This window comes from Microvirga sp. 3-52 (genome assembly GCF_018383585.1).
In the GTDB taxonomy this organism is placed as follows: Bacteria; Pseudomonadota; Alphaproteobacteria; order Rhizobiales; family Beijerinckiaceae; genus Microvirga.
The window spans coordinates 109957-129318 of the sequence record NZ_JAHAMK010000003.1 but is presented as its reverse complement, the minus strand read 5'-3'; the positions used below and the strand labels follow the sequence as shown (position 1 = coordinate 129318).

General features: G+C 58.1%; 20 protein-coding genes and 3 pseudogenes. 8 read left to right on the top strand and 15 right to left on the bottom strand.

Features of this window, described 5'->3' with window-relative positions:
- The first annotated feature begins 45 nt into the window (after positions 1-45).
- Complete coding sequence (locus KHP60_RS04060) at positions 46-756, top strand: GntR family transcriptional regulator (RefSeq protein ID WP_213562291.1); 711 nt, start codon at positions 46-48, stop codon at positions 754-756.
- A gap of 137 nt (positions 757-893) precedes the next feature.
- On the opposite strand, the pseudogene KHP60_RS04055 reads toward KHP60_RS04060, so the two are convergent.
- A pseudogene (locus KHP60_RS04055) lies at positions 894-1367 on the bottom strand (HlyD family efflux transporter periplasmic adaptor subunit); the annotation flags it as partial.
- Between the two features lie 81 nt (positions 1368-1448).
- Between KHP60_RS04055 and KHP60_RS04050 the strand changes: the two are divergent.
- From KHP60_RS04050 to KHP60_RS04040, 3 genes are all read left to right on the top strand, one after another.
- Complete coding sequence (locus KHP60_RS04050) at positions 1449-2894, top strand: sensor histidine kinase (protein WP_213562290.1); 1446 nt, start codon at positions 1449-1451, stop codon at positions 2892-2894.
- Positions 2884-3552 carry a response regulator transcription factor gene (locus KHP60_RS04045; protein WP_213562289.1) on the top strand — a complete coding sequence of 223 codons (669 nt, stop codon included), beginning with the start codon at positions 2884-2886 and terminating at the stop codon, positions 3550-3552. Before KHP60_RS04050 ends, KHP60_RS04045 begins: the two co-directional genes overlap by 11 nt.
- 366 nt (positions 3553-3918) lie before the next feature.
- Positions 3919-4584: a response regulator transcription factor gene (locus KHP60_RS04040; RefSeq protein ID WP_213562288.1), complete on the top strand. Its 666-nt coding sequence runs from the start codon at positions 3919-3921 to the stop codon at positions 4582-4584.
- Positions 4585-4647: 63 nt separating this feature from the next.
- Here the strand turns inward: KHP60_RS04040 and KHP60_RS04035 are convergent, their stop codons facing one another.
- The 5 genes from KHP60_RS04035 to dctP all read right to left on the bottom strand — a co-directional run bounded on the left by KHP60_RS04035 (position 4648) and on the right by dctP (position 8929).
- Positions 4648-5550: a shikimate dehydrogenase gene (locus KHP60_RS04035; protein WP_213562287.1), complete on the bottom strand. Its 903-nt coding sequence runs from the start codon at positions 5548-5550 to the stop codon at positions 4648-4650.
- A 5-nt stretch (positions 5551-5555) separates the two neighbouring features.
- The gene (locus tag KHP60_RS04030) at positions 5556-6005 is read right to left on the bottom strand and encodes a type II 3-dehydroquinate dehydratase (RefSeq protein WP_213562286.1); all 450 of its coding nucleotides are present in this window, start codon (positions 6003-6005) and stop codon (positions 5556-5558) included.
- A gap of 28 nt (positions 6006-6033) precedes the next feature.
- Positions 6034-7335 (bottom strand): TRAP transporter large permease, encoded by a 1302-nt coding sequence (locus tag KHP60_RS04025; protein WP_213562364.1) that lies wholly within the window; start codon positions 7333-7335, stop codon positions 6034-6036.
- The gene (locus KHP60_RS04020; RefSeq protein ID WP_311924637.1) at positions 7332-7772 is read right to left on the bottom strand and encodes a TRAP transporter small permease subunit; all 441 of its coding nucleotides are present in this window, start codon (positions 7770-7772) and stop codon (positions 7332-7334) included. Before KHP60_RS04020 ends, KHP60_RS04025 begins: the two co-directional genes overlap by 4 nt.
- A 164-nt stretch (positions 7773-7936) precedes the next feature.
- On the bottom strand, positions 7937-8929 hold the full coding sequence (dctP, locus tag KHP60_RS04015) for a TRAP transporter substrate-binding protein DctP (RefSeq protein WP_213562284.1): 993 nt from the start codon (positions 8927-8929) through the stop codon (positions 7937-7939).
- 195 nt (positions 8930-9124) lie between these two features.
- Here dctP and KHP60_RS04010 point away from each other — a divergent pair, with 195 nt between their 5' ends.
- The 3 genes from KHP60_RS04010 (at position 9125) to KHP60_RS04000 (ending at position 12424) form a co-directional block, all read left to right on the top strand.
- Positions 9125-9793, top strand: coding sequence for a GntR family transcriptional regulator (locus KHP60_RS04010; RefSeq protein ID WP_213562283.1), 669 nt, complete (start codon positions 9125-9127; stop codon positions 9791-9793).
- Between the two features lie 14 nt (positions 9794-9807).
- On the top strand, positions 9808-10470 hold the full coding sequence (locus KHP60_RS04005; RefSeq protein ID WP_311924607.1) for a GntR family transcriptional regulator: 663 nt from the start codon (positions 9808-9810) through the stop codon (positions 10468-10470).
- 67 nt (positions 10471-10537) lie between these two features.
- Positions 10538-12424, top strand: coding sequence for a bifunctional sugar phosphate isomerase/epimerase/4-hydroxyphenylpyruvate dioxygenase family protein (locus tag KHP60_RS04000; protein WP_213562281.1), 1887 nt, complete (start codon positions 10538-10540; stop codon positions 12422-12424).
- Positions 12425-12459: 35 nt separating this feature from the next.
- Here the strand turns inward: KHP60_RS04000 and KHP60_RS03995 are convergent, their stop codons facing one another.
- The 4 genes and pseudogenes from KHP60_RS03995 to KHP60_RS03980 all read right to left on the bottom strand — a co-directional run.
- On the bottom strand, positions 12460-13239 hold the full coding sequence (locus KHP60_RS03995) for an HpcH/HpaI aldolase/citrate lyase family protein (protein ID WP_213562280.1): 780 nt from the start codon (positions 13237-13239) through the stop codon (positions 12460-12462).
- Between the two features lie 103 nt (positions 13240-13342).
- Positions 13343-14062 (bottom strand): ribonuclease activity regulator RraA, encoded by a 720-nt coding sequence (locus KHP60_RS03990; protein ID WP_213562279.1) that lies wholly within the window; start codon positions 14060-14062, stop codon positions 13343-13345.
- Between the two features lie 15 nt (positions 14063-14077).
- A pseudogene (locus KHP60_RS03985) lies at positions 14078-14497 on the bottom strand (dihydroxy-acid dehydratase); the annotation flags it as partial.
- Positions 14495-14776 (bottom strand): annotated as a pseudogene (locus KHP60_RS03980) (ABC transporter substrate-binding protein); the annotation flags it as partial. The pseudogenes KHP60_RS03980 and KHP60_RS03985, both read right to left, overlap by 3 nt.
- Before the next feature lie 157 nt (positions 14777-14933).
- Here KHP60_RS03980 and KHP60_RS03975 point away from each other — a divergent pair.
- Positions 14934-15656: a GntR family transcriptional regulator gene (locus KHP60_RS03975; RefSeq protein WP_213562278.1), complete on the top strand. Its 723-nt coding sequence runs from the start codon at positions 14934-14936 to the stop codon at positions 15654-15656.
- Positions 15657-15722: 66 nt separating this feature from the next.
- On the opposite strand, the gene KHP60_RS03970 is transcribed toward KHP60_RS03975, so the two are convergent.
- The 5 genes from KHP60_RS03970 to KHP60_RS03950 all read right to left on the bottom strand — a co-directional run bounded on the left by KHP60_RS03970 (position 15723) and on the right by KHP60_RS03950 (position 18896).
- Entirely contained in the window at positions 15723-16454 is a 732-nt protein-coding gene (locus KHP60_RS03970; protein ID WP_213562277.1) for a response regulator transcription factor, read from the bottom strand.
- Between the two features lie 60 nt (positions 16455-16514).
- Positions 16515-16868, bottom strand: coding sequence for a DUF1236 domain-containing protein (locus KHP60_RS03965; protein WP_213562276.1), 354 nt, complete (start codon positions 16866-16868; stop codon positions 16515-16517).
- Between the two features lie 125 nt (positions 16869-16993).
- Entirely contained in the window at positions 16994-17641 is a 648-nt protein-coding gene (locus tag KHP60_RS03960) for a hypothetical protein (protein ID WP_213562275.1), read from the bottom strand.
- A 140-nt stretch (positions 17642-17781) separates the two neighbouring features.
- Complete coding sequence (locus tag KHP60_RS03955; RefSeq protein WP_213562274.1) at positions 17782-18273, bottom strand: RNA polymerase sigma factor; 492 nt, start codon at positions 18271-18273, stop codon at positions 17782-17784.
- A gap of 215 nt (positions 18274-18488) precedes the next feature.
- Entirely contained in the window at positions 18489-18896 is a 408-nt protein-coding gene (locus KHP60_RS03950) for a DUF1236 domain-containing protein (RefSeq protein WP_213562273.1), read from the bottom strand.
- Positions 18897-19362: the final 466 nt, after the last annotated feature.

The following is a 19362-nucleotide window of genomic DNA, read 5'->3' as shown; positions in this document are numbered from 1 at the left end:
CTGCCATAAGAAGCGGGCCTTCCAGGTTCAGTGATTTTCCGAGCCATGACATCCGAACGTAAGCCGGCCCCCAGACCAGCTCAAAAATCTCTCCAGCATCGAACAATTGCTGCTGCGGTAGCGGAAAACCTGCGGCATCGCATTCTGGACGGTGACTTCAAGGCAGGATTACCGCTACGGCAAGACGCTCTGGCGAACGAGTTTGGGGTGAGCCGCATCCCCATCCGAGAAGCCTTGATGCAGCTGGAAGCAGAGGGGCTTGTCAAGATTCACCCTCACCGAGGCGCCATCGTCTCCGAGCTTTCGACCGGAGAGGTCCAGGAGCTTTTTGAACTACGATCGCTGCTTGAGCCGCGCCTTCTGAAAGCCTCCGCCCGCCATCTGACTCGTAACGACTATGAGACGATCAATCAGATCCTTCGGGAATACAGTGCGGAGCTCCGGGCGAACCACGTCAGACGCTGGGGCGAGCTGAATACCGAACTTCATATGCTGCTGTACCGCCACGCCGGGCAACCTCGCACACTGGCAATTGTAGCTAACCTCCTTCAGGAATGTGATAGGCATACCCGGCTTCAACTCTCTCTCACGGATGGCATGAGGCGCGCTGAGACAGAGCACGCTGAGCTTTTGCGCCTCTGCGAGAGCGGACAGATTGCAGCCGCCTGTTCGCTTTTAAAGAAGCATATTGAGAGCGCTGGAAACTCCTTGCAGGCATATCTCGGAAGCCATCAGAAAGCTGATGTGAGCCAGTAAGTGTCGCTCATTGCAGCGCAGACTCTCTTCACAGCGAATATTCATCTCCATAAGGACATGCAGAACAGAAGCTGGATCTGCTCCTTAGTGTCTGATGAAGACGAGCCGGAGCATTGCTGGAGTGGTTCTTGGTCTGGTTATTCTTCGCGGAAGGCTTTTGCCATGTTGTCGGCCACGGGTTTGGTCAGGTAGGAGAAGACGGTGCGGTAGCCGGTCTGGATTAGGCCCTCCACGGGCATGCCGGGCACCAGCTTGAGCGCGCCGAGGCGCTCGCGCTCCCCGTCCACGAACACCACCCGCACCGGGTAGTACTGCTCCCCCGAGCGCTGGTCCGTCACCAGATCGGCCGCGATCAGGCTCACCCGCCCCTTGAGTTCCGGCGTGGTCCGCTGATTGAAGGCCGAAAGCCGCAGCACCGCATCAAGCCCGGGCCGGAGCTGGTCGATGTCCTGGGGCGACACCTTCACCTCGATCGAGAGCTCGTCGCTCTCGGGCACAATCAGCATCAAGGGCTCGCCGGCCGTGATCACCCCGCCGACCGTGTGGACGATCGACTGGTGCACGACCCCATCCTGCGGGGCACGGATGTCGATGCGCTTCGAAGCACTACCTCTTCGGTATAGGCTTTACCCACTGAGAGGCCCGGATTTACTTTAGAAGGCCTCTAGATCCTGACCTCATATAGGAAGGCTATGGTCCAGGGGTGGGGGACCGCCGCTGTGTGTGTTGATGTAAGGTTTGATGCATCGTCAGAAACGAAACCTCGAAAAAAGAGAAGTCTTGCAGGTCAATTTCTGCTGGTGGCCTTCGCCGTCATGCTGGTCGGCATGTTCGCCATGGGTACTCTGGTCTCATGGCAGATTGAGAAGAGTGTTGCAGAGCTAAAGGCCGCGTCCACAGCACTGTATATCAACACCTTCATCGCCCCTCACCTTCAGGAGATCACAGCAGACGGCGCTCTTTCACCAGACAGCGTCCATGGTCTGAAGCAGGCGATGGAGAGGCCCGATCTCCAGCCAAGTATCACCTCGGTCAGAATCTGGAATCATGACGGAGTAATCGTTCACAGTGACGATCAGGCTCTGATAGGTAAGAAATTCACCCTCCCCCCTTCTTCCCGGAAGGCCTGGACCGGAGCGATTGCGGCGGAGTTCGACGATATTCCAGGGGACGAAGAGATAGTTGAACGCTTTGCTGGGCTTCCCCTGCTCAAGGTCTTTGCTCCCATTCGGAGCTTCGAGTCGGGCAATGTCATCGCTGTCGTTGAATTTCATGAGCGTGCAGAAGCATTGAACTCGGAACTCATCGCTTCAGAATGGAAAACTTGGCTCTCGACCGCATTGATCACTTTGAACATGATGGGATGCTTATTCGTCATCGTCGCCAATGGAAGCAAAACGATCGATCGACAACGGGCGGCATTGACGGAGCGCGTTTCTCAACTTTCAGAACTGTTGCGTCAGAATCGCATCCTTCAGGGACGCATCGAGCGTGCCGCGCAGAATGCGACAGAAGACAATGAGCGTACCCTGCGGCGCATGGGGTATGATCTTCACGATGGGGTCGCTCAGCTGGTCAGCCTAGCCCTTCTGCGGCTGGACCGGATTCAAGGCTCAAGGAATGACCAAGACAATCTACAGAAGATTCAGAAAGCGCTGTCGGACGCACTCAACGATACCCGCAACATCTGCAAAGGCCTCCTTCTTCCGGAGGTGCAGACACTGACACTTAAGGAAGCACTACTGTTCATGATGCGCCAGCACGAGCGCAGGACAGGGACAGAAATCACCTGCAAAATTGCAGATCTCCCGGAGGAAGCACCTCAATTCGTCAAAATTGCCTTGTGCCGGTATATCCAAGAGAGCCTCAACAATGCTTTCAAGCACGCGGATGGTCGGGAACAGCACGTCGAAGTCAGCTGGGACGGGTCGACTGTGACCGTCGAAGTGGCAGATAACGGTCCGGGAATGAGTGAGGAAAGTGGATCGATCGGCGAACCCCGTATGGGACTGGCCGGCCTTCGGGATCGAATTGAAAGCATCGGAGGAGCATTGAGCATCAAGAGTACGCCGGGCAATGGAACACGCATCAAAGCCTCTCTGCCTCTGATAGGCGCAGGAGGAGCGGATGCAGCATAAGATCCGGGTCGCTGTCGTCGACGACCACCCACTCTATAGGGACGGGGTTGTGTTCGCGTTGGGGTCGGAACCTGACATCGAGGTTGTTGGCCAAGGAGAAACAGCCCCCGAGGCTCTTCAAATCGCTCATGAACATACCCCAGACGTCATCCTCCTGGATATGAATATGCCGGGGGGTGGTATTAACGCCGTGGCCAAGATTGCTCAGCGTTACCCTTCCACGAAAGCTCTTATGCTGACGGTCGCCGATGACGAAGATGAAGTGCGCAGCGCCTTGAGAAAAGGTGCCAGGGGCTATCTTCTAAAAGGAACAGGCAGTTCAGAGCTCGTGAACGCCATACGCTTGGTTAACAAGGGTCAGAACTACGTGTCTCCCGGGTTTGCTGCACACCTCATCATGTCGAGAGGATCTGAGGAAAGCACTCCCTCCGAGACACCGAAGCGGTTTCCCGAGTTGTCTGATCGAGAGGAGCAAATCTTGATGCTGATTCTTCAAGGGCTCAGCAACAAATTGATAGGCGGCGAACTCGGACTGACCGAGAAGACCGTTAAAGGTTACCTGACATCTGTGATGGATAAACTTCAGGTTCGCAATCGCGTGGAAGCCGCGATGATCGCTGCAGAGCGCATGTCCGGGAAGAAGCCATCCCTGAGGTGATGTCTTGGCAGACTCTTACAGCCTGAATTAGACGCACTTTCCGGTTCAATAGCCTGTGACTGTGAAGGCTTGATCCCGAACCCTCGATGATCTGCGAGATTTGTTCTCCCAGTTCATATGTCTTATCAGAGCCACGCTATACCTCGGGCTTTCCTTATGATGCGTACGAGGCAATTATTCCCTACTCATTTGGTGATAATACACAAGGGACTGCCAAGATACCAATCTCTCACTTCATAGACATTGCTGAATATAAACTGAATTCGGTATCTTAAGCTATGATGATGCTCAGTAAGAGTATTGTTGAGTGCATGAACAACCGTCGAGTTTACAAGCGGCTGTCGAGATTGGAACTGGGGGGCTCCAATGATAGGGAAGATTCGCGTCGGCGTGATCGACAAACATCCGCTCTTTCGGGGCGGCGTGATCCGAGCCCTGAGTTCTCAACCGGACATCGACGTTGTTGGCCAGGGCGCATCGGTCTGGGATGCAATCGAGGTTGCTCAAAAGAGCCAGCCAGATATGATTGTGCTCGACTCCAGCACCATGGATTTCAGCATGGGGGCCGTGGAATCGATCCTCCTGCAACACCCCACGATCCGTATCCTCATACTTGCCGCTACAGCGGCCGAAGAGCACGTCTATACCGCTTTGAAGCGTGGCGTCCGCGGCTACTTGCTGAAGGGCACCAGCGACATCGAATTAATTCAGACGGTGCGAGCGTTAAACCAGGGACAGAGCTTCGTCGCGCCCAACCTTGCGGCAAAACTGCTCATGAGGACTAGCCCAGGCAACCTCACCGAAGTGAGGAGTCCAGGTCGTCTCCCACATCTCACTCCGCGTGAGCAGCAGATCCTGTCAATCCTGGCTCAAGGCCGTAGCAATAAAGAGATTGGCAACAAGCTCGATCTGAGTGAGAAGACGATCAAGCATCACTTGACCAACATCCTGCAGAAATTGCGCGTCCGAAATCGGGTTGAAGCTGCTCTCCTGGCATCCAATCATCTTCCGCAGAGTCTGATGGCTTCCTGACGAAAGCACACAGGCCGGTCAACCAGCTGCGACGAGAATGAGGAGATCAGCGAGATTGCGGGCTTACATCTGGCTGAAATGACGAAGCATGCGAGCCGCATCTGGCTCCAGGCCAGTGAATAGGCGGAAGGCCCCTACAGCCTGAAAGACTGCCATTCCGCCACCAGACATTGTGCGGCAGCCGCGCAAGCGGGCTTGGCGCAGTAGCTCCGTCTCCAGGGGGAAGTAGACGATGTCGGCGACCCATAAGTCACGACGCAGCAGTTCGACGGGAACTGCCATGCCGGGATATTTTTCCATTCCCAGTGGGGTGGTGTTAACCATCCCATCGGCTGCAGCCAGTGCATCTGCAGGCGAGGAATTTGAGGAAGCGCGGCCTTGGCCGAACCGGGTACACAAGGCACCGGCGAGATTCTCGGCGCGAGCTCCATCAATATCAATAACGATGACTTCGCGAGCTCCCAAAGTCAGAATGGCGTGAGCCACCGCGGCGCCGGCTCCGCCGGCCCCGAACTGAACCACGCAATCGCGGCGTACATCGGGCAACTCTCGTTGGAAGCTCTCTGCGAAGCCCCACCAATCGGTGTTGTGCCCGATGCGGCGGCCGTCCTTCAGAACGATGGTGTTAACAGCGCCGAGTGCAGCCGCGTCGGACGAGAGTTCATCAAGCAGAGGGATTACCGCCTGCTTGCAGGGATGAGTGATGTTGAGGCCGGAAAAGCCGAACCGTTCGGCGGCTGTCAGGATATCCGGAAGAGAGTGTGGATCAAGTCCGAGCAGTTCAAGGTCAATGAGTTTATAAATGTAACGCAAACCCTGCCGAGCACCTTCCCGCTCGTGAAGACTGGGCGTTCTGGATGCCTTGATGCCGGAACCTACCAGCCCGACAAGGACGGAAGGATAGGTCCACAGGCCTGAAGCATCACCGACCTGAGGCTTGGCGCTCGATGAACCTTCGTTCGTCATAGGTTTCAGATACCGGTCGACGATTTTGAGACCATGTCGAGCATTGAACGAACGGCAACCGGGTAGCCGTTGGTGCCTAATCCTGCAATGACAGCCGTCGCAACCGGAGAAACATAGGACCTGTGATAGATCGGCTCGCGTCGATGAATGTTCGAGATATGAAGCTCGATGATCGGGCCCGAAAACATCTTCAGGGCATCCATGATTGCCATGGACGTGAAGGTGAAGGCCGCCGGGTTGATGATGATCCCGCTACCTTCGTCGATCGCCTCGTGGACCCACTCGATGATCTCGTACTCCCGGTTCGACTGTCGGAACACGATGGTATGGCCGATTGCGGCCTCCTGGCACAGGTTCTCGACCTCCGCCAGCGTAGTACGGCCGTAGATCTCCGGCTCGCGGGTTCCCAGACGGTTGAGATTAGGTCCATTGAGAATGTAGATCGGTTTGCTCATTGGCACGCTTCTCTGAATTGGAGCAGGCTCATCCCTGGTAGCCGAACAGGCGCGGCAGCCAGAGCACGGCTTCGGGCACGAAGGTCAGAATTGCAAGGGCAACGATCATGGCGAGGAGGAAAGGCAGCGTGTCCCGTACGATGTCTCGCAGGGGCTCACCCGAGATGTTCGCCATGATGAACAACAGCAACCCGTAAGGGGGTGTAATTAATCCGATCATGATGTTGACAACGACTACCACCCCAAAGTGCACCAAATCGATGCCCAGTGCCTGAGCGGTTGGGATGAAGACAGGAACTACGATGAGCAGGATTGCCGTTCCTTCCAGCACACAGCCCAGCAATAGTAGAAGCACGTTGACGAAGATCAGAAATCCGACAGGGGAGAGATCCCACCCGGCCAGCAGCGCCTTCACTCCCTCCGGGATGTTCTCGACGGTAATGACATAGTTGAACACGAGTGCGCCTGCGATCAGCATGCCAATGGATGATGTCGTCCGAGCACTCACCGCGAGCGAATGGTAGAAGTCGCGCCAGCTTACGCTTCGGTAAAGCCCCGCTGAGATAAGAAGAGCATAGGCCGCCGCGACCGCCGCCGCTTCGGTCGGCGTCATTACCCCGCTGTAAATGCCGCCGAGCAGAACGATCGGCATCATCAGTGACGGAAGTGCATCCCAGGTGATGCGCGGGATCTTGCGCAGGGGAACAGGCTTCTCGACCGGGAAGTTCTTGCGACGGGCCGTGATGGCGACGATGATCATCTGGCTCAACGCCATGAGCAACCCAGGAATGACTCCGCCGAGGAACAGGAACCCGATGGACGCATCCGAGACCAAGGCATAGAGCACCATTGGGATCGATGGCGGGATAATCGGCCCGATGACGGAGGAAACTGCGGTCACGGCAGCTGCATAACTTGGCGTGTAGCGTCCGTCACGGGTCATCATGACCTGCATCATGCGTCCGGTTCCGGCGGCGTCCGCAATGGCCGAACCGGACATCCCGGCGAAGATGATGCTCTGCAGAATGTTAACCTGTGCGAGCCCTCCGCGAAACCGGCCCACCAGTGCATTGCAGAATGACATGAGGCGGTCGGTCATGCTGCCGATGTTCATGAACTCGGCCGCCAGAATGAACAGCGGCACCGACAGGATGACGTAGTTGGAGTACATCCCGTTGAGGAGCTGTTCGGCAGCAGTTCCCATGTCCTGCCCGGCCAGGAGCAGATACAGGATTGATCCTGCAATCATCGAATGGCCGATAGGCAGCCCGAGAAAGGCAAGCGCTGTGATCGCGACGAGTGAGAGCGAGAAGGGACTAGTCAGGTTCATACGCCGGAGCTCGCCTTGGTAGGATCGAAGTCGACGGGTGCAACGCCGCGCATCGCCTGCCATGCAAGCCAGATGTAGCGAATGACCGTTGCAATGACGAAGACGATGTAGATCGAGAACAGCCAATCAAACCGGATCTTGAGATAGCCGGTCTTTTCCACCTTCATGAAGGTAACGTAATCCAGAACCGCCGGGAGGGAGATGAGGTATAGCGCGATGAGCGCCAGCGCGGTGATGATGCACATGACTCGGCGGGCACCGGGGCCGACGGCACCGTAGATGATATCGAACCGGATCTCCTCCCGTTCGGTGATGACGAACGAGGCGCCCCACAGAACCAGCCAGATCCAAAGCATCACGCTCAGTTCATGAGTCCATCCGATGGGAAGGTCCAGCAAGTATCGGAAGGCGATTTGCAAAAGAAATGCCAGGAACATCGCGCCCAACATAGCGGAAGCCACATTCTCGGCCCGACGCGCGAGCCAGGAGCCAATCGCCCGCAAGGATGAAGTCATGAGAGCCATTCCCTTCTTGAGAAGGCGCTGAGTGCAACTGAAGGGCAGTCGCCGGATCATCGCATTCGGGCGACTGCAGGTTCACCTTACATCGCGTTGATCTTGTCGAGCATGCCAGGCTGCCAGCCCTTGGCCAGATCGGAGGCCAAGTACTTCTTCTGAGCGAATTCGCGGAAGGCTTTCAGGTCAGGCGTATAAACATCCAAGCCTTTCTCCTTGAAGAAGGCCGCGAGTTCCGTCTCTTTCTTCAGATGCTCCTGGGTGCTCCATTCGATGGCTTTGTCAGCCGCAGCCAGGAATGCCGCCTGCTTCTCCGGCGACATGGTGTTCCAGACCTTGTTGGATACTGCCAGAACGTCGAAGCCCACGAGATGCGAGGTCAGGGCTACCTGCGACATGACCTCATAGAACTTCATGTTTTGAACGTTTGGCAATGGGTTGTCCTGGCCGTCGATGGCGCCGGTCTGCAGCCCGGTATAAACCTCCGCATAGGCCATGGGCGTAGGATTCGCGCCGAGGGATTGGCCCAGAAACTGCCAGGCATCGCCGCCGGGCATGCGCAACTTGATGCCGGCGAGATCCTCCGGCTTGTTGATCTTCTTGTTAGGCTTCAGGCCCACATGCCGAGCGCCGAAATAGGTCGGCCCGAGAATATGAATGCCGAGCTGGTCCGAGGCCATCTTCCTGAGCTGCTGGCCAACATCGCTCGCAAACACCTTTTTCAGATGATCGGCATCGCGGAAGAGATAGGCGGACGTGACGATGGACCAAGCCGGGATCTGGTTGGAGATATCCTGCGGCGCGATATTGCCCATCTCGAGATTGCCGCGTTGCATCGCGACGAGTTCAGTCCCCTGCTTGAACAGGGTGCCGCCGTAATAGGGCTGGAGAGCAAAGCCTTGAGCCTTAACCTCTTCTCCGAATCGTTTCATCATCTCGGCCCGGATGTCCTGCTCCGAGAAGACGGCTGAGAATCGCAAATTTGTGGGTGCCTGAGCGCTGGCTGACCCACCCACGCTCCACGCCAGAAGAGCTGCGCCCGCAGTCACCAGGAAGCGACGGTTGATACCAAATGCCATGATTTCCTCTCCTTAAATTGCCGCGCATTGATCTGCGTCTTGGTTGGCACTATCAACTCTGATAATTCTACAATCAATAGGTATTTAGTTAAATATATGGTATTTTCCATTTCGACAGGTATTTTATGGCCCTGCTTCACCTAGAATTGCGACCTGGGAGATTGTTCGTGCTTAAGCGTGGGTTAGTGGCGGCAAATGAGTGTTGAACTGCTGGCGACCTCCATCGCCGACCGAGCTTATGGCCGGATTCGGGCCGATATCGTCTTCGGCCGCCTCCCCCCTGGAGCAAGGCTACGGCTGGATCGGCTCGCGGCCGAGTATGGAGCCGGCGTCAGTACCCTGCGAGAAATCCTGAGCCGCCTCTCCTCGGAAGGGCTGGTTATCGCAGAAGGGCAACGCGGCTTCCGCGTTGCCCCGGTCTCGCCTGCCGGCTTCGAGGATGTCGCGGCGATGCGGCTGCTCCTGGAAACCTATGCGCTGCCTTTATCCTTTGCTGCCGGTGATCTGGAATGGGAGAGCCGCGTCGTCGCGGCCCATCACAAGCTCGCCTTCATGGAGCGCCGGATGCTGGCTGGCGGCCAGGAGGGGGCGGAACTCTGGAAGCGCTATGACCGGGAGTTTCACCAGTCCCTCATTGAGGCCTGCGGCTCTCAGACCCTGCTCGATCTCTATGGCGGCGTCTTCGACCAGTATCTGCGATATCAGATGGTGGCAGTCGTGTTCCGGGGCGAGATTGCCGCCAAGGAGCACGAAACCCTGCTGGACTGCGCCCTCGCGCGCAATGCCGACAAAGCCTGCGAGGTGCTGACCCAGCATGTAAACGGATGCGTCACCTATACCCTCAGGGGCGGAGCGTTGAAATGATAGATGATGGGCAGGTGGTTCCACAGCCAACGACAGTCCGGGAAAGCGCCTATCAAAAGATCAGGTCCGATATCGTGTTCGGTCGCCTGCCGCCCGGAAAGAAGCTGAAGCTCGACCGGTTGAAAGCCGATTACGGAGCCAGCGTCAGTACGCTGCGTGAAATCCTGAACCGCCTCCAGTCTGAACGACTGGTGGTCGCGGAGGGTCAAAAAGGGTTCGAGGTCGCTCCCGTGTCGATTGCGAATCTGAGGGAAATCGCAGCTCTGCGCCAACTCCTCGAATGCAGGGCGCTGGAACAGTCGTTCCGGGCCGGTGACATGGAATGGGAGGGGCGGGTCGTCGCCGCCCACCACCGGCTCGCCCGGATGGAGGAGCGGATGGCCCGAGGCGACAGGGCACATTCCGAGGAATGGAAGCGATACGACTGGCAGTTCCATCAGGCACTGATCTCGGCCTGCGGATCGAAGATGCTGATCGACAACCATGCTGCCGTCTTCGACAAGTATCTCCGCTACCAGATGATCGCCTTGAGCTACCGCGGCGAGATCGCGGCACAGGAGCACGCCCTTCTGATGGAGTGTGCTCTGGAGCGAGACGCGAAGCGCGCCTGCGAAGTGCTGAGCAGCCACGTTGCCGGTGGCGTCGAACATGCGCTCGCCACCGGGACCATCAGCTGATGATGATGGAAGGAGCAGGCTGGATGAGCACTACTCCCAAGACCTCGAGAGGAAATGAGTGAGGAGCATGCGCACAGCTATTGCCACCGTTTGCCTGAGCGGGACCCTCAGCGAAAAGATCGAGGCCATCGCGGCAGCGCAATTCAAGGGCGTGGAGATCTTCGAGAACGATCTCCTGTCCTTCAACGGCACACCCGCTGAAGCACGGCGCATGATCGAGGGCCTCGGGCTCGAGACCATCACGTTCCAGCCGTTCCGCGACTTCGAAGGCATGCCCGAACCGCAGCGTTCCAAGGTGTTCGCCCGCGCCGAACGCAAGTTCGACGTCATGGAAGAACTCGGCTGCGATCTCCTGATGGTATGCAGCAACGTCTCTCCGGATTCCCTCGGCGGCATCGAGCGGGCGGCGGCCGATTTTCATGAACTCGGCGAGCGTGCCGCAAAACGAGGCATGCGCGTCGCCTTCGAAGCTCTCTCGTGGGGATGGCACATCCACGATTACCGTGACGCCTGGGAGGTCGTGCGGCGCGCGAATCATCCGGCGATCGGCCTGGTGCTCGATTCCTTCCATGTGCTTGCACGCGGAACGGATCTGTCGGCAATCCGCTCTATCCCACCGGACCGGATCTTTCTCGTGCAGATGGCCGATGCCCCGAAGCTTGACATGGATTACCTGTCCTGGAGTCGGCACTATCGCTGTTTCCCGGGGCAAGGCGATCTTCCTATCGACGATTTCATGCTTGCGCTGAACGCGACCGGATTCGATGGGCTCCTGTCTCTGGAGATCTTCAACGACCGTTTCCGGGCGGGCTCGGCGCGCAGCGTCGCCGTTGATGGACACCGGTCCTTGATCGTCACGCTCGATGAGTTGCGTCGGCGGACAGGAGCGGCTTCTCCCGATCTTCCAGCCCTGCGGCCCAAGGCTGCTTGTTCCGGCGTCGAGTTCGTCGAGTTCGCCGTCGACGAGCGGGGCGTCGTGGACTTGGAGCGGACGTTGAGCGGGCTCGGTTTCCGGAAGGCAGGCATTCACCGTTCCAAGGCTGTAACCCATTGGCGGCAGGGCGACATCAACATCGTTGTCAATGCGGACAAGGAGGGCTTCGCCCATTCCTTCAACATCACACATGGCACATCCGTCTGTGCCCTCGCTCTGCGTGTCGACGATGCTCCGGGAACCGTGGAGCGGGCGGTCACGCTGCTGGATCAGCCCTTCCAGCAGCCGGTGGGGCCGGGCGAGATGAACATCCCGGCAGTTCGCGGGCTTGGCGGAAGTCTCCTGTATTTCGTTGATCACAAGAGCGGCCTGGACCGACTTTGGGATGTGGATTTTCAGTCCACCGAGGTCGATGACTTCACCGGAGCGGGGCTGAGTTCGGTCGATCACGTTTCCCAATCGATGCATTATGAGGAAATGCTGACATGGCTTTTGTTCTACACGTCTCTCCTCGACGTCCGGAAGACGCCGGTTCAAACAGTGATCGATCCAGGCGGCGTGGTTCAGAGCCAAGCCATCGAAACACAGGACGGCTCGCTGCGGCTGATCCTCAATGCATCCCAGAGCCAGCGCACATTGTCGTCCCGGTTCCTCAGCGATCTCTTCGGGTCGGGAGTCCAGCATATCGCACTCGCGACCGGCAGCATTCTTGCGACGGTCGAACGCCTCAGGGCGAATGGAGTCGATCTCCTGCCGATCCCAGAGAACTATTACGATGACCTCGAGGTGAGAACGGATTTGTCCGTGGAGGATGTAGAACGGCTACGGGCGAGCAACATTCTATATGACAAGGAAGGCGCCGCCGAGTACTTCCAGGCCTACACCAGAACCATGGAAGGCGGGTTCTTCTTCGAGATCGTGGAAAGACGCAGCTACCAGGGCTATGGCGCGGTAAACGCACCTATCCGGCTCGCCTCGCAGACACACCTCACATCCGTGACTGCACCGCCGGAGCTTTAACGCCGACCATCGACTGAGAGTTGGCCCCAAGCCCTCTAGCTCTTGATGAGTTTTCGGGCTTCCGCGACGCTTGCGCTGGCCGCGCTGGCGAGGAGGCGGACGTCGTTAGGCAGCGTCACAAGGTCGAAGCCCCACCCTGCCGCCTTTGCCGCATAGCTCGGCGTTCCGCAGTGAAGTGCGGCACGGATACCGGCTTTGTGGGCCTTGGCCAGAATGCTCTGAATGGCATCGACCATCTCCGGCTCTTCCCGGTCGAAACCAACGGGGTAGCGCCTGCCCGTCAGTCCGAGGGTCAAATCAGCGGGGCCGATATAGACCCCATCCAATCCCGGCGTCGAAACGATTTCCTCGACGTTCCGAAATGCTTCCGCCGTCTCGATCATCGCAAAGCACAGGATGTTGTCGTCGGCTTCGGCCGCATAGTTCGATCCTGCCGAGAAATTGGCGCGGGTCGGTCCGAGACTGCGGGTTCCGCTTGGCGGATAGCGGACATACGAGACGAGTTCTGCGGCTTCGGCGCGATTGTTGATCATGGGACAGATCACGCCATAGGCTCCGGCATCGAGAACCTTCATGATGGCGGCAGGATCGAGCCAGGGGACACGCACGAGGGGCATGACATCACTGGCACGCATGGCCTGCAGCATGCCGACCGCAGCCTGGTAGTCGATGACCCCATGCTGCAGGTCGATTGTGATGGAATCATAACCCTGCTCCGCCAGGATTTCGGCCGTGAAGGCATTTGCGATCGACAGCCAGCCATTCAGAACAGGCTTGCCGTCCGCCCAGAGCGACTTGATCTTGTTCGGCTTCATCTCGCCTCCTGGGAAATCACTGGCTTGATGTTGTAGCTTGCAGGACCGGTTTTCGTCAAAAGGGAAACGGCACAACGTGCGGCGCGCCGGCTCTCCTCACATATCAGCGGCCTTTTGCTTTACGCCAGGCAGCGAAGTCGATGTTGCTCTGCTCATCCGTCGGCGGGTAGAGGCCCAGGATGGAGCGGCCCTTCAGCACCTCCTCCTGGACGAAATCCTCGAACGCAGTCATCTCGACGGCCTCGCTGGCGATCTCATCCGCCAGATGCGCCGGAATGACCACCACACCTTCGCCATCGCCGACGACAACGTCACCAGGCCATACCGGCACGTCGCCACAGCCGATGGGAACATTGATGTCGAGCGCCTGGTGATGTGTGAGGTTGGTCGGCGCCGACGGGCGGTTGTGATAGGCGGGCATATCGAGCAGCGCGATCTCGGGCGAATCCCGAAAGCCGCCGTCGGTCACGACGCCGGCGACGCCGCGCTTCATCAGGCGAGACACCAGAATGCCGCCGGCCGAGGCCGAGCGGGCATCCTTGCGGCTGTCGATCACCATGACGGCGCCCGGCGGGCATTCTTCGACGGCCTTGCGCTGGGGATGGGCACGATCCTGGAACACGCTGATCGGGTTTAGATCCTCACGCGCCGGAATATAACGGAGGGTGAAAGCCTCTCCCACCATATTACCAAGGCTGGGATTGAGCGGGCGAACATCCTGGATGAACTGGTTGCGCAGGCCGCGCTTATAAAGAGCGGTGCACAACGTCGCCGTGCTGACGGTCTTGAGCTTCTCGCGGGTTTCCGGTTTCAGTGTGGTCATGATCCTCTCCAGATGTCAGTAGATGGCGGGCTCGCCGGTGGGCGCACCGAAGCTCGTTTCCAAAAAGTCGAAGTCGCAGCCCTCGTGAGCCTGCTTGATGTGCCGCGTAAACATCCAGCCATAACCGCGCTCGAATCGGGGCTCGGGACTGGCCCAGGCGGCGCGGCGGCGCTCGGGCTCCTCGTCGGAGACATGGAGGCTGATGGTGCGCTCCGCCACATCCACCGAGATCATGTCGCCGGTCCTCACCAATGCAAGAGGCCCTCCGATATAGGCCTCCAGCGAAACATGCAGGATGCAGGCGCCATAGCTCGTGCCGCTCATACGGGCATCCGACAGGCGCAGCATGTCACGCACACCCTATTTCACCAACTTCTTCGGGATCGGCAGCATGCCCCATTCCGGCATGCTGGGACCACCCTGAGGCCCCGCATTGCCGACGCCGGTATTCACCATGTCGACACCACCGGAAAGGAGCGCATTCGTCTGTGCTCCGCCGCCACTGAAAGTGACCCATTTGATCTCCACCTCGGGCAAGCCGAGCCAGGCAGCATGCTTCTCGATAAGCTGCTGCTTTTCGATGATGTGGGTCGGCAAATAGATAATGCCGGGCTGGCGGGTGATGGAAACTTCGTTCTTCTGCTGCGCCGAGGCATTGCTTGCGATGTCAAATAACCCGACGGCAGCCGCCACGCCGGCGCAGAGGCGCCTCATCTGCTTCTTCATGGTGCTTCCTCGAAATGGCTCCTCTTGACGGGAGCCTTCATGGCCAAGGATCGGCCGTCCGGTCGACGCCTTATACACTAATGCATTAGTGCATTCGGCACAAGTGTGGTATAGAAAAGGTCGACGAAAGTTCAGGTTCTTCCGAATGGCACCCCCTCGCCCTGCCCTCAGCCAACATATATCAACCATAGCGACAGACCGTCTCGAGCGCGGTCGCCAAGCCGCGCCTCAAGTATTCGAGCGGCTGAGGGAAATGATCATTTCCCTCAGCTTGGCCCCCGGAACCGTCCTGAACCGGCTCACCCTCCAGCAGGAATTCGGTCTCAGCTCGACCCCGATCCGTGATGCCCTCCTAAGGCTTCAGGAAGATGGACTGGTCGATATTTTCCCGCAGCATGCGACTGTCGTGAGCCCCATCGATCTTACGCTTGCGCATCAGGCGCATTTCCTACGGCGTTCCCTGGAGCTCGAGATCGTCCGGAGCCTGGCGCTCACTCCAGACCCTCGGCTGATCGCCAGGCTTCAGGGATTTCTCGCGCAGCAGCAGGCCCTCATGGAAGCGGAAGACTTCGAAGCATTTGCCGCAGCCGATCAGGCCTTCCATCAGCACCTCTACGAAGCCGCCCGAATGAACGACCTCTGGATTCTCGTGCGCAGCCGCAGCGGACATATCGACCGCCTCCGCCGTCTTCACCTTCCGACCCCGGGCAAGGCTCAGGACATCGTGAAGCATCACAGGCTGATCGTGCAGGCGATTGCGGATGGGGATCCGGAAGAAGCGCAGAAGCACCTGCGGCAGCACCTCTCCGGCACCTTGTCTCATGTGGATGAGATCAAAGCGAAGTATCCTGGCTATGTGAGAGGCTAGAGTGTGGAGAGCCGCTTCTTCAGCCCATCAGCGGAAGTCGACGAATACAGGCCCTCCAGACTACAATCACGTTGCGGCTGTCGAGACGTATCGCGTCGCCCAGAGCGCAGCCTGGGTGCGGTTGCTAGCCCCGATCTTCTTCAGAATGGCTTTGACGTGGACCTTCACTGTGGCCTCGGACAAATTGAGCTTGCGTGCAATGACCTTGTTGGGTGCCCCATCCCTCAGACAGGTCAAGATTTGCGCTTCCCGGCTGGATAGCTTTCGGCTTTGATGGCCATTGATTTTCTGGTCAAACAGGCCCTCTTCGGGCCTATGGCGAGCGCTGTGTGCACCCGCCCCTGCAATCGGAAGGACAATTGTTGCGGGAAGAATAATCTCCCCCAACATCACCAATTCGAGTGATTTGACGAGCACATCCTGTTTCTGCGTCGATAGACAGAAACCGTGAACTCCTGCATCCCAGGCGGAAGGCACAATGTCTGGATCGAAGGCATCTGCCAACATGACGATCCTTGCAGCAGGAGCATGATTTTTCAACCGTCGGACCAGATCGATGGCTCCGCTGGGGAAGCTGCTTGCATCAATAATGAAGAGAGCGGACAATCCGTTTTCGATAGCCGGTGGGCTTGAGAATCCATCAATGATGTCGTGCCACACGACAAAAACTGTCTCGGAAAGGATACTTTCCAGTCCAAGGCGAAGCAACGGATTGGTGCAGACGGGAAAGACGACGGCCGAGGAGCCGCCTCTGCTGTCAAACTCTGGATGTGACCCATTTGCGCTATGCAATGACATGATTTTTCCGCCTTTCCTTCGAGCAGAATTATTCTTCCTTATTACGCAGGCTCCAGGCTCTCATTGTATGACGTAGACAATCTTCCGCGACCCCGCATCGACGATCACACGATGACCGTCCATGATGGCATAGCGATAGGTTTCATGCTTCGGGATCGGGTGCAGTTCGACCATCTCGGAGAGGCTCTCTCCAACAGAAATCTCTTGGTTGAGGTGGGTCGCCGGGAAACTCTCCTGCTTCCCATTCAGCCTCGCAGAAAGATCCGCAGCGATGTTACGAACAGTATCGGGAATCACATGCGGTTGGATTGTCGATGTCGTCGCGATCGGATCAGTCGCATTCGGCGCCGATGTGGGCGTCGCAACAGTGCCTACAGAGAACACGGCAAAAGCCAGATGATACGCGGCTCTCATGCTCATCCTCTATCACTCGTCAGACTAGACAGAGAACGAAGCGGCTCGCGGTATTATTCCACTCTTTCTAGAAGAATTCTCAAGACAGTCCCGCATCCGCACTGGAAGGGCCTGAGGCCTACGGCTTAGCGGCCGGCCTCGGCCAGAGCCTTGGCTTCCGCCTCGTCCACGAGAGGCTGACCTGCGCCGATGCTCTGCAAGTACGCCGCCATCGGGTCACCTCCGCCGCTCGGGGTGTATCCGGCGTCGCTGATAGGACTCGCCAAGGCGAAGGTCGCGTTCCAATGACTGTTGCGGCAAGCAACGGCTTCCGCTGCCTCGGTCGAAGACCGGAGTTGGAATTCACGGCATAAGGAGCCGTTCGCGAGGCGGTAGGTCGAAATCACCCGCATACGACCGAATGGCAGTTCCACATCTTTGCCAGACGCGCTGCTGTTCAACTCATGGTGGACGAGAGGGCTCTCCAACTGCGCTATCAGACCGCCTGTCCCCGGTTCGGCTTGCCAGCCCACGAAATAGCCCAAGGCGAGCGCGATGGCAGCAAGGGACGCTGCCAAAGCCATTTGCATGAATGGCCTCTTTCGCCTGATCCATGCGTCTTGCGGCGGCTTGATGTCCGAGCCTGCCTTCGAATCTCCGTCGGCTTCATAGGACGCGACCTGAGCCAATACGGCGGCCTGCAATTCGGGCGGGACATCGGGCATCAAGGCCATGGAAAAGGCTGACCGGGTTAAACGGCGACTCTGCTGGAAATCCATGATCCGCTTGGCCACGGTCGGATCCTCCGCCATCGCTTTGGCAACTGCAGCAGCCGTAGGCTCCTCAAGTTCACCGTCTGCAAAGGCCATCAGGATCTCATCGGTGAGATGTAGCTGGGACATTCATATTGCTCCGCTCTTGCTTTCCTCAGCACTTAGGCAGCGGCCGTCATCTCCATCAGCCGCCTGCGCGCCCGTGCAAGCCGACTCATGACGGTCCCGATAGGAACGTCCAGGATCTCGGCGGCCTCCCGGTAGCTGAGATCTTCGGCACACACGAGGACGAGAACCTCCCGCTGCTCTTGAGGCAGGCTATCGATGGCGCGTTGGACCTCGGACAGAACCAGCCGGCTCAGGATCGGCCCCTCACCCGCGTCCCCGACAAGCTGCGTCTGCATCGATATGTCTTCCATCATCCCTTCGGTTCTCATCCGTCTCAGGTGATCGATCCAGTAGTTGCGGAGAATGCGGAACATCCATGCGTCGAACTTGGTCCCCGGTGTCCAGCTTCCCGCATTGGCGAGCGCGCGCTCGCAAGCCCCCTGAACGAGATCGTCCGCAAGGGGCTGTGAGCGGCAAAGCACCAATGCAAAGCGCCTCAACCGAGGCAGAAGCGCCACCAATTCCTGTCCTATGCCTGCCGGCATTCCTGCTCCGCAAAGCCTCTTCCGATCATAACGGAGAACCTAGACGTTTTATTCCAATCTCAAGTAGGGAACCTGCGCAGGCTGAATGGGAACGGACAGCAGCGCCCCCGTTCCCGGCGCGGAACACAAGCAAGTGCAGATCCGCCACCTCCGCAAACACAAAAAATGGGCGGCCAAGACGGCCGCCCATGGCTGAGTTAGGGAAATAGCAGACTTTAGCGGATGACCTGCACGATCTTTCGGCTGCTCGGCTCCACCAGCACAGGTTTATCGTTCACAACCGTATAGCGGTAGCCCTTGACCTTATATTCCGCAGGAACTTCGTGATAGGTCACCCCGGATTCCGGAAGAACCGCACCGACACGAACCTCTTCCCTATAGGTGTAGGAGGGCACCCTTTGTGTAGTCACGTACTGGCGGAATTCTGGCTGCTGCTGATCGGCGATCCCACCGACGATGGCCCCCGTGACACCGCCTACGGCGGCTCCGACCGGACCGCCGACAATTGCGCCGCCGACCGCGCCCGTGGCGGCACCGGCAGCGGCCCCGCCCGACTGTGCGAAGGCAGCGGCAGGCGCAAGAGTAGCGAGGACGGCGCTAGCAAGAAGGAATCTCTTCGACATGACCTTACTCCTGAATGATTGTTCGGGCTTTTCACCCGGCAACCGACAACGCGTCACTCCTAAAGTAGTTTCAAAGCAAAACCCAACTCATACTGCACAGTTGTAGCTTCACATAAGTATGAACAGGCGATGAATGCTCTGCGCCATGCATATACACTTGGCCATTATTCATCTCCTGTTCATCACAACCGCGAGTGAAGGTCGTCATTCCGATATAAGGCCCGCGGAACCACTGGTGACGTCAGTTCCGCTTTCCCGTTCAATCGGGTCCCATTCAAGGCGCCGGCCTGCCTCTGAAACCAACCCTACGCCTTAGCCGTTATTATCTTCTGGATGCGTTTTCCTGAATCGATTGCAGAACGTCTCCTCTAGACCCAACTGCAAAGGTGAGCCGCTTCGATGAAACCAAGACAGCGCCATCTTCTGATTGCGGTATCGTGCCTTGCCCTTGTGTGCCCGGTGAGGG

What these genes read in the sequence shown, in the direction of transcription:
- KHP60_RS04060 (WP_213562291.1), top strand. Translation starts at nt 46, where the DNA reads ATGACATCCGAACGTAAGCCGGCCCCCAGACCAGCTCAAAAATCTCTC.
- KHP60_RS04050 (WP_213562290.1), top strand. Translation starts at nt 1,449, where the DNA reads ATGGTCCAGGGGTGGGGGACCGCCGCTGTGTGTGTTGATGTAAGGTTT.
- KHP60_RS04045 (WP_213562289.1), top strand. Translation starts at nt 2,884, where the DNA reads ATGCAGCATAAGATCCGGGTCGCTGTCGTCGACGACCACCCACTCTAT.
- KHP60_RS04040 (WP_213562288.1), top strand. Translation starts at nt 3,919, where the DNA reads ATGATAGGGAAGATTCGCGTCGGCGTGATCGACAAACATCCGCTCTTT.
- KHP60_RS04035 (WP_213562287.1), bottom strand. Translation starts at nt 5,550, where the DNA reads ATGACGAACGAAGGTTCATCGAGCGCCAAGCCTCAGGTCGGTGATGCT.
- KHP60_RS04030 (WP_213562286.1), bottom strand. Translation starts at nt 6,005, where the DNA reads ATGAGCAAACCGATCTACATTCTCAATGGACCTAATCTCAACCGTCTG.
- KHP60_RS04025 (WP_213562364.1), bottom strand. Translation starts at nt 7,335, where the DNA reads ATGAACCTGACTAGTCCCTTCTCGCTCTCACTCGTCGCGATCACAGCG.
- KHP60_RS04020 (WP_311924637.1), bottom strand. Translation starts at nt 7,772, where the DNA reads ATGTTCCTGGCATTTCTTTTGCAAATCGCCTTCCGATACTTGCTGGAC.
- dctP (WP_213562284.1), bottom strand. Translation starts at nt 8,929, where the DNA reads ATGGCATTTGGTATCAACCGTCGCTTCCTGGTGACTGCGGGCGCAGCT.
- KHP60_RS04010 (WP_213562283.1), top strand. Translation starts at nt 9,125, where the DNA reads ATGAGTGTTGAACTGCTGGCGACCTCCATCGCCGACCGAGCTTATGGC.
- KHP60_RS04000 (WP_213562281.1), top strand. Translation starts at nt 10,538, where the DNA reads ATGCGCACAGCTATTGCCACCGTTTGCCTGAGCGGGACCCTCAGCGAA.
- KHP60_RS03995 (WP_213562280.1), bottom strand. Translation starts at nt 13,239, where the DNA reads ATGAAGCCGAACAAGATCAAGTCGCTCTGGGCGGACGGCAAGCCTGTT.
- KHP60_RS03990 (WP_213562279.1), bottom strand. Translation starts at nt 14,062, where the DNA reads ATGACCACACTGAAACCGGAAACCCGCGAGAAGCTCAAGACCGTCAGC.
- KHP60_RS03975 (WP_213562278.1), top strand. Translation starts at nt 14,934, where the DNA reads ATGGCACCCCCTCGCCCTGCCCTCAGCCAACATATATCAACCATAGCG.
- KHP60_RS03970 (WP_213562277.1), bottom strand. Translation starts at nt 16,454, where the DNA reads ATGTCATTGCATAGCGCAAATGGGTCACATCCAGAGTTTGACAGCAGA.
- KHP60_RS03965 (WP_213562276.1), bottom strand. Translation starts at nt 16,868, where the DNA reads ATGAGAGCCGCGTATCATCTGGCTTTTGCCGTGTTCTCTGTAGGCACT.
- KHP60_RS03955 (WP_213562274.1), bottom strand. Translation starts at nt 18,273, where the DNA reads ATGCCGGCAGGCATAGGACAGGAATTGGTGGCGCTTCTGCCTCGGTTG.
- KHP60_RS03950 (WP_213562273.1), bottom strand. Translation starts at nt 18,896, where the DNA reads ATGTCGAAGAGATTCCTTCTTGCTAGCGCCGTCCTCGCTACTCTTGCG.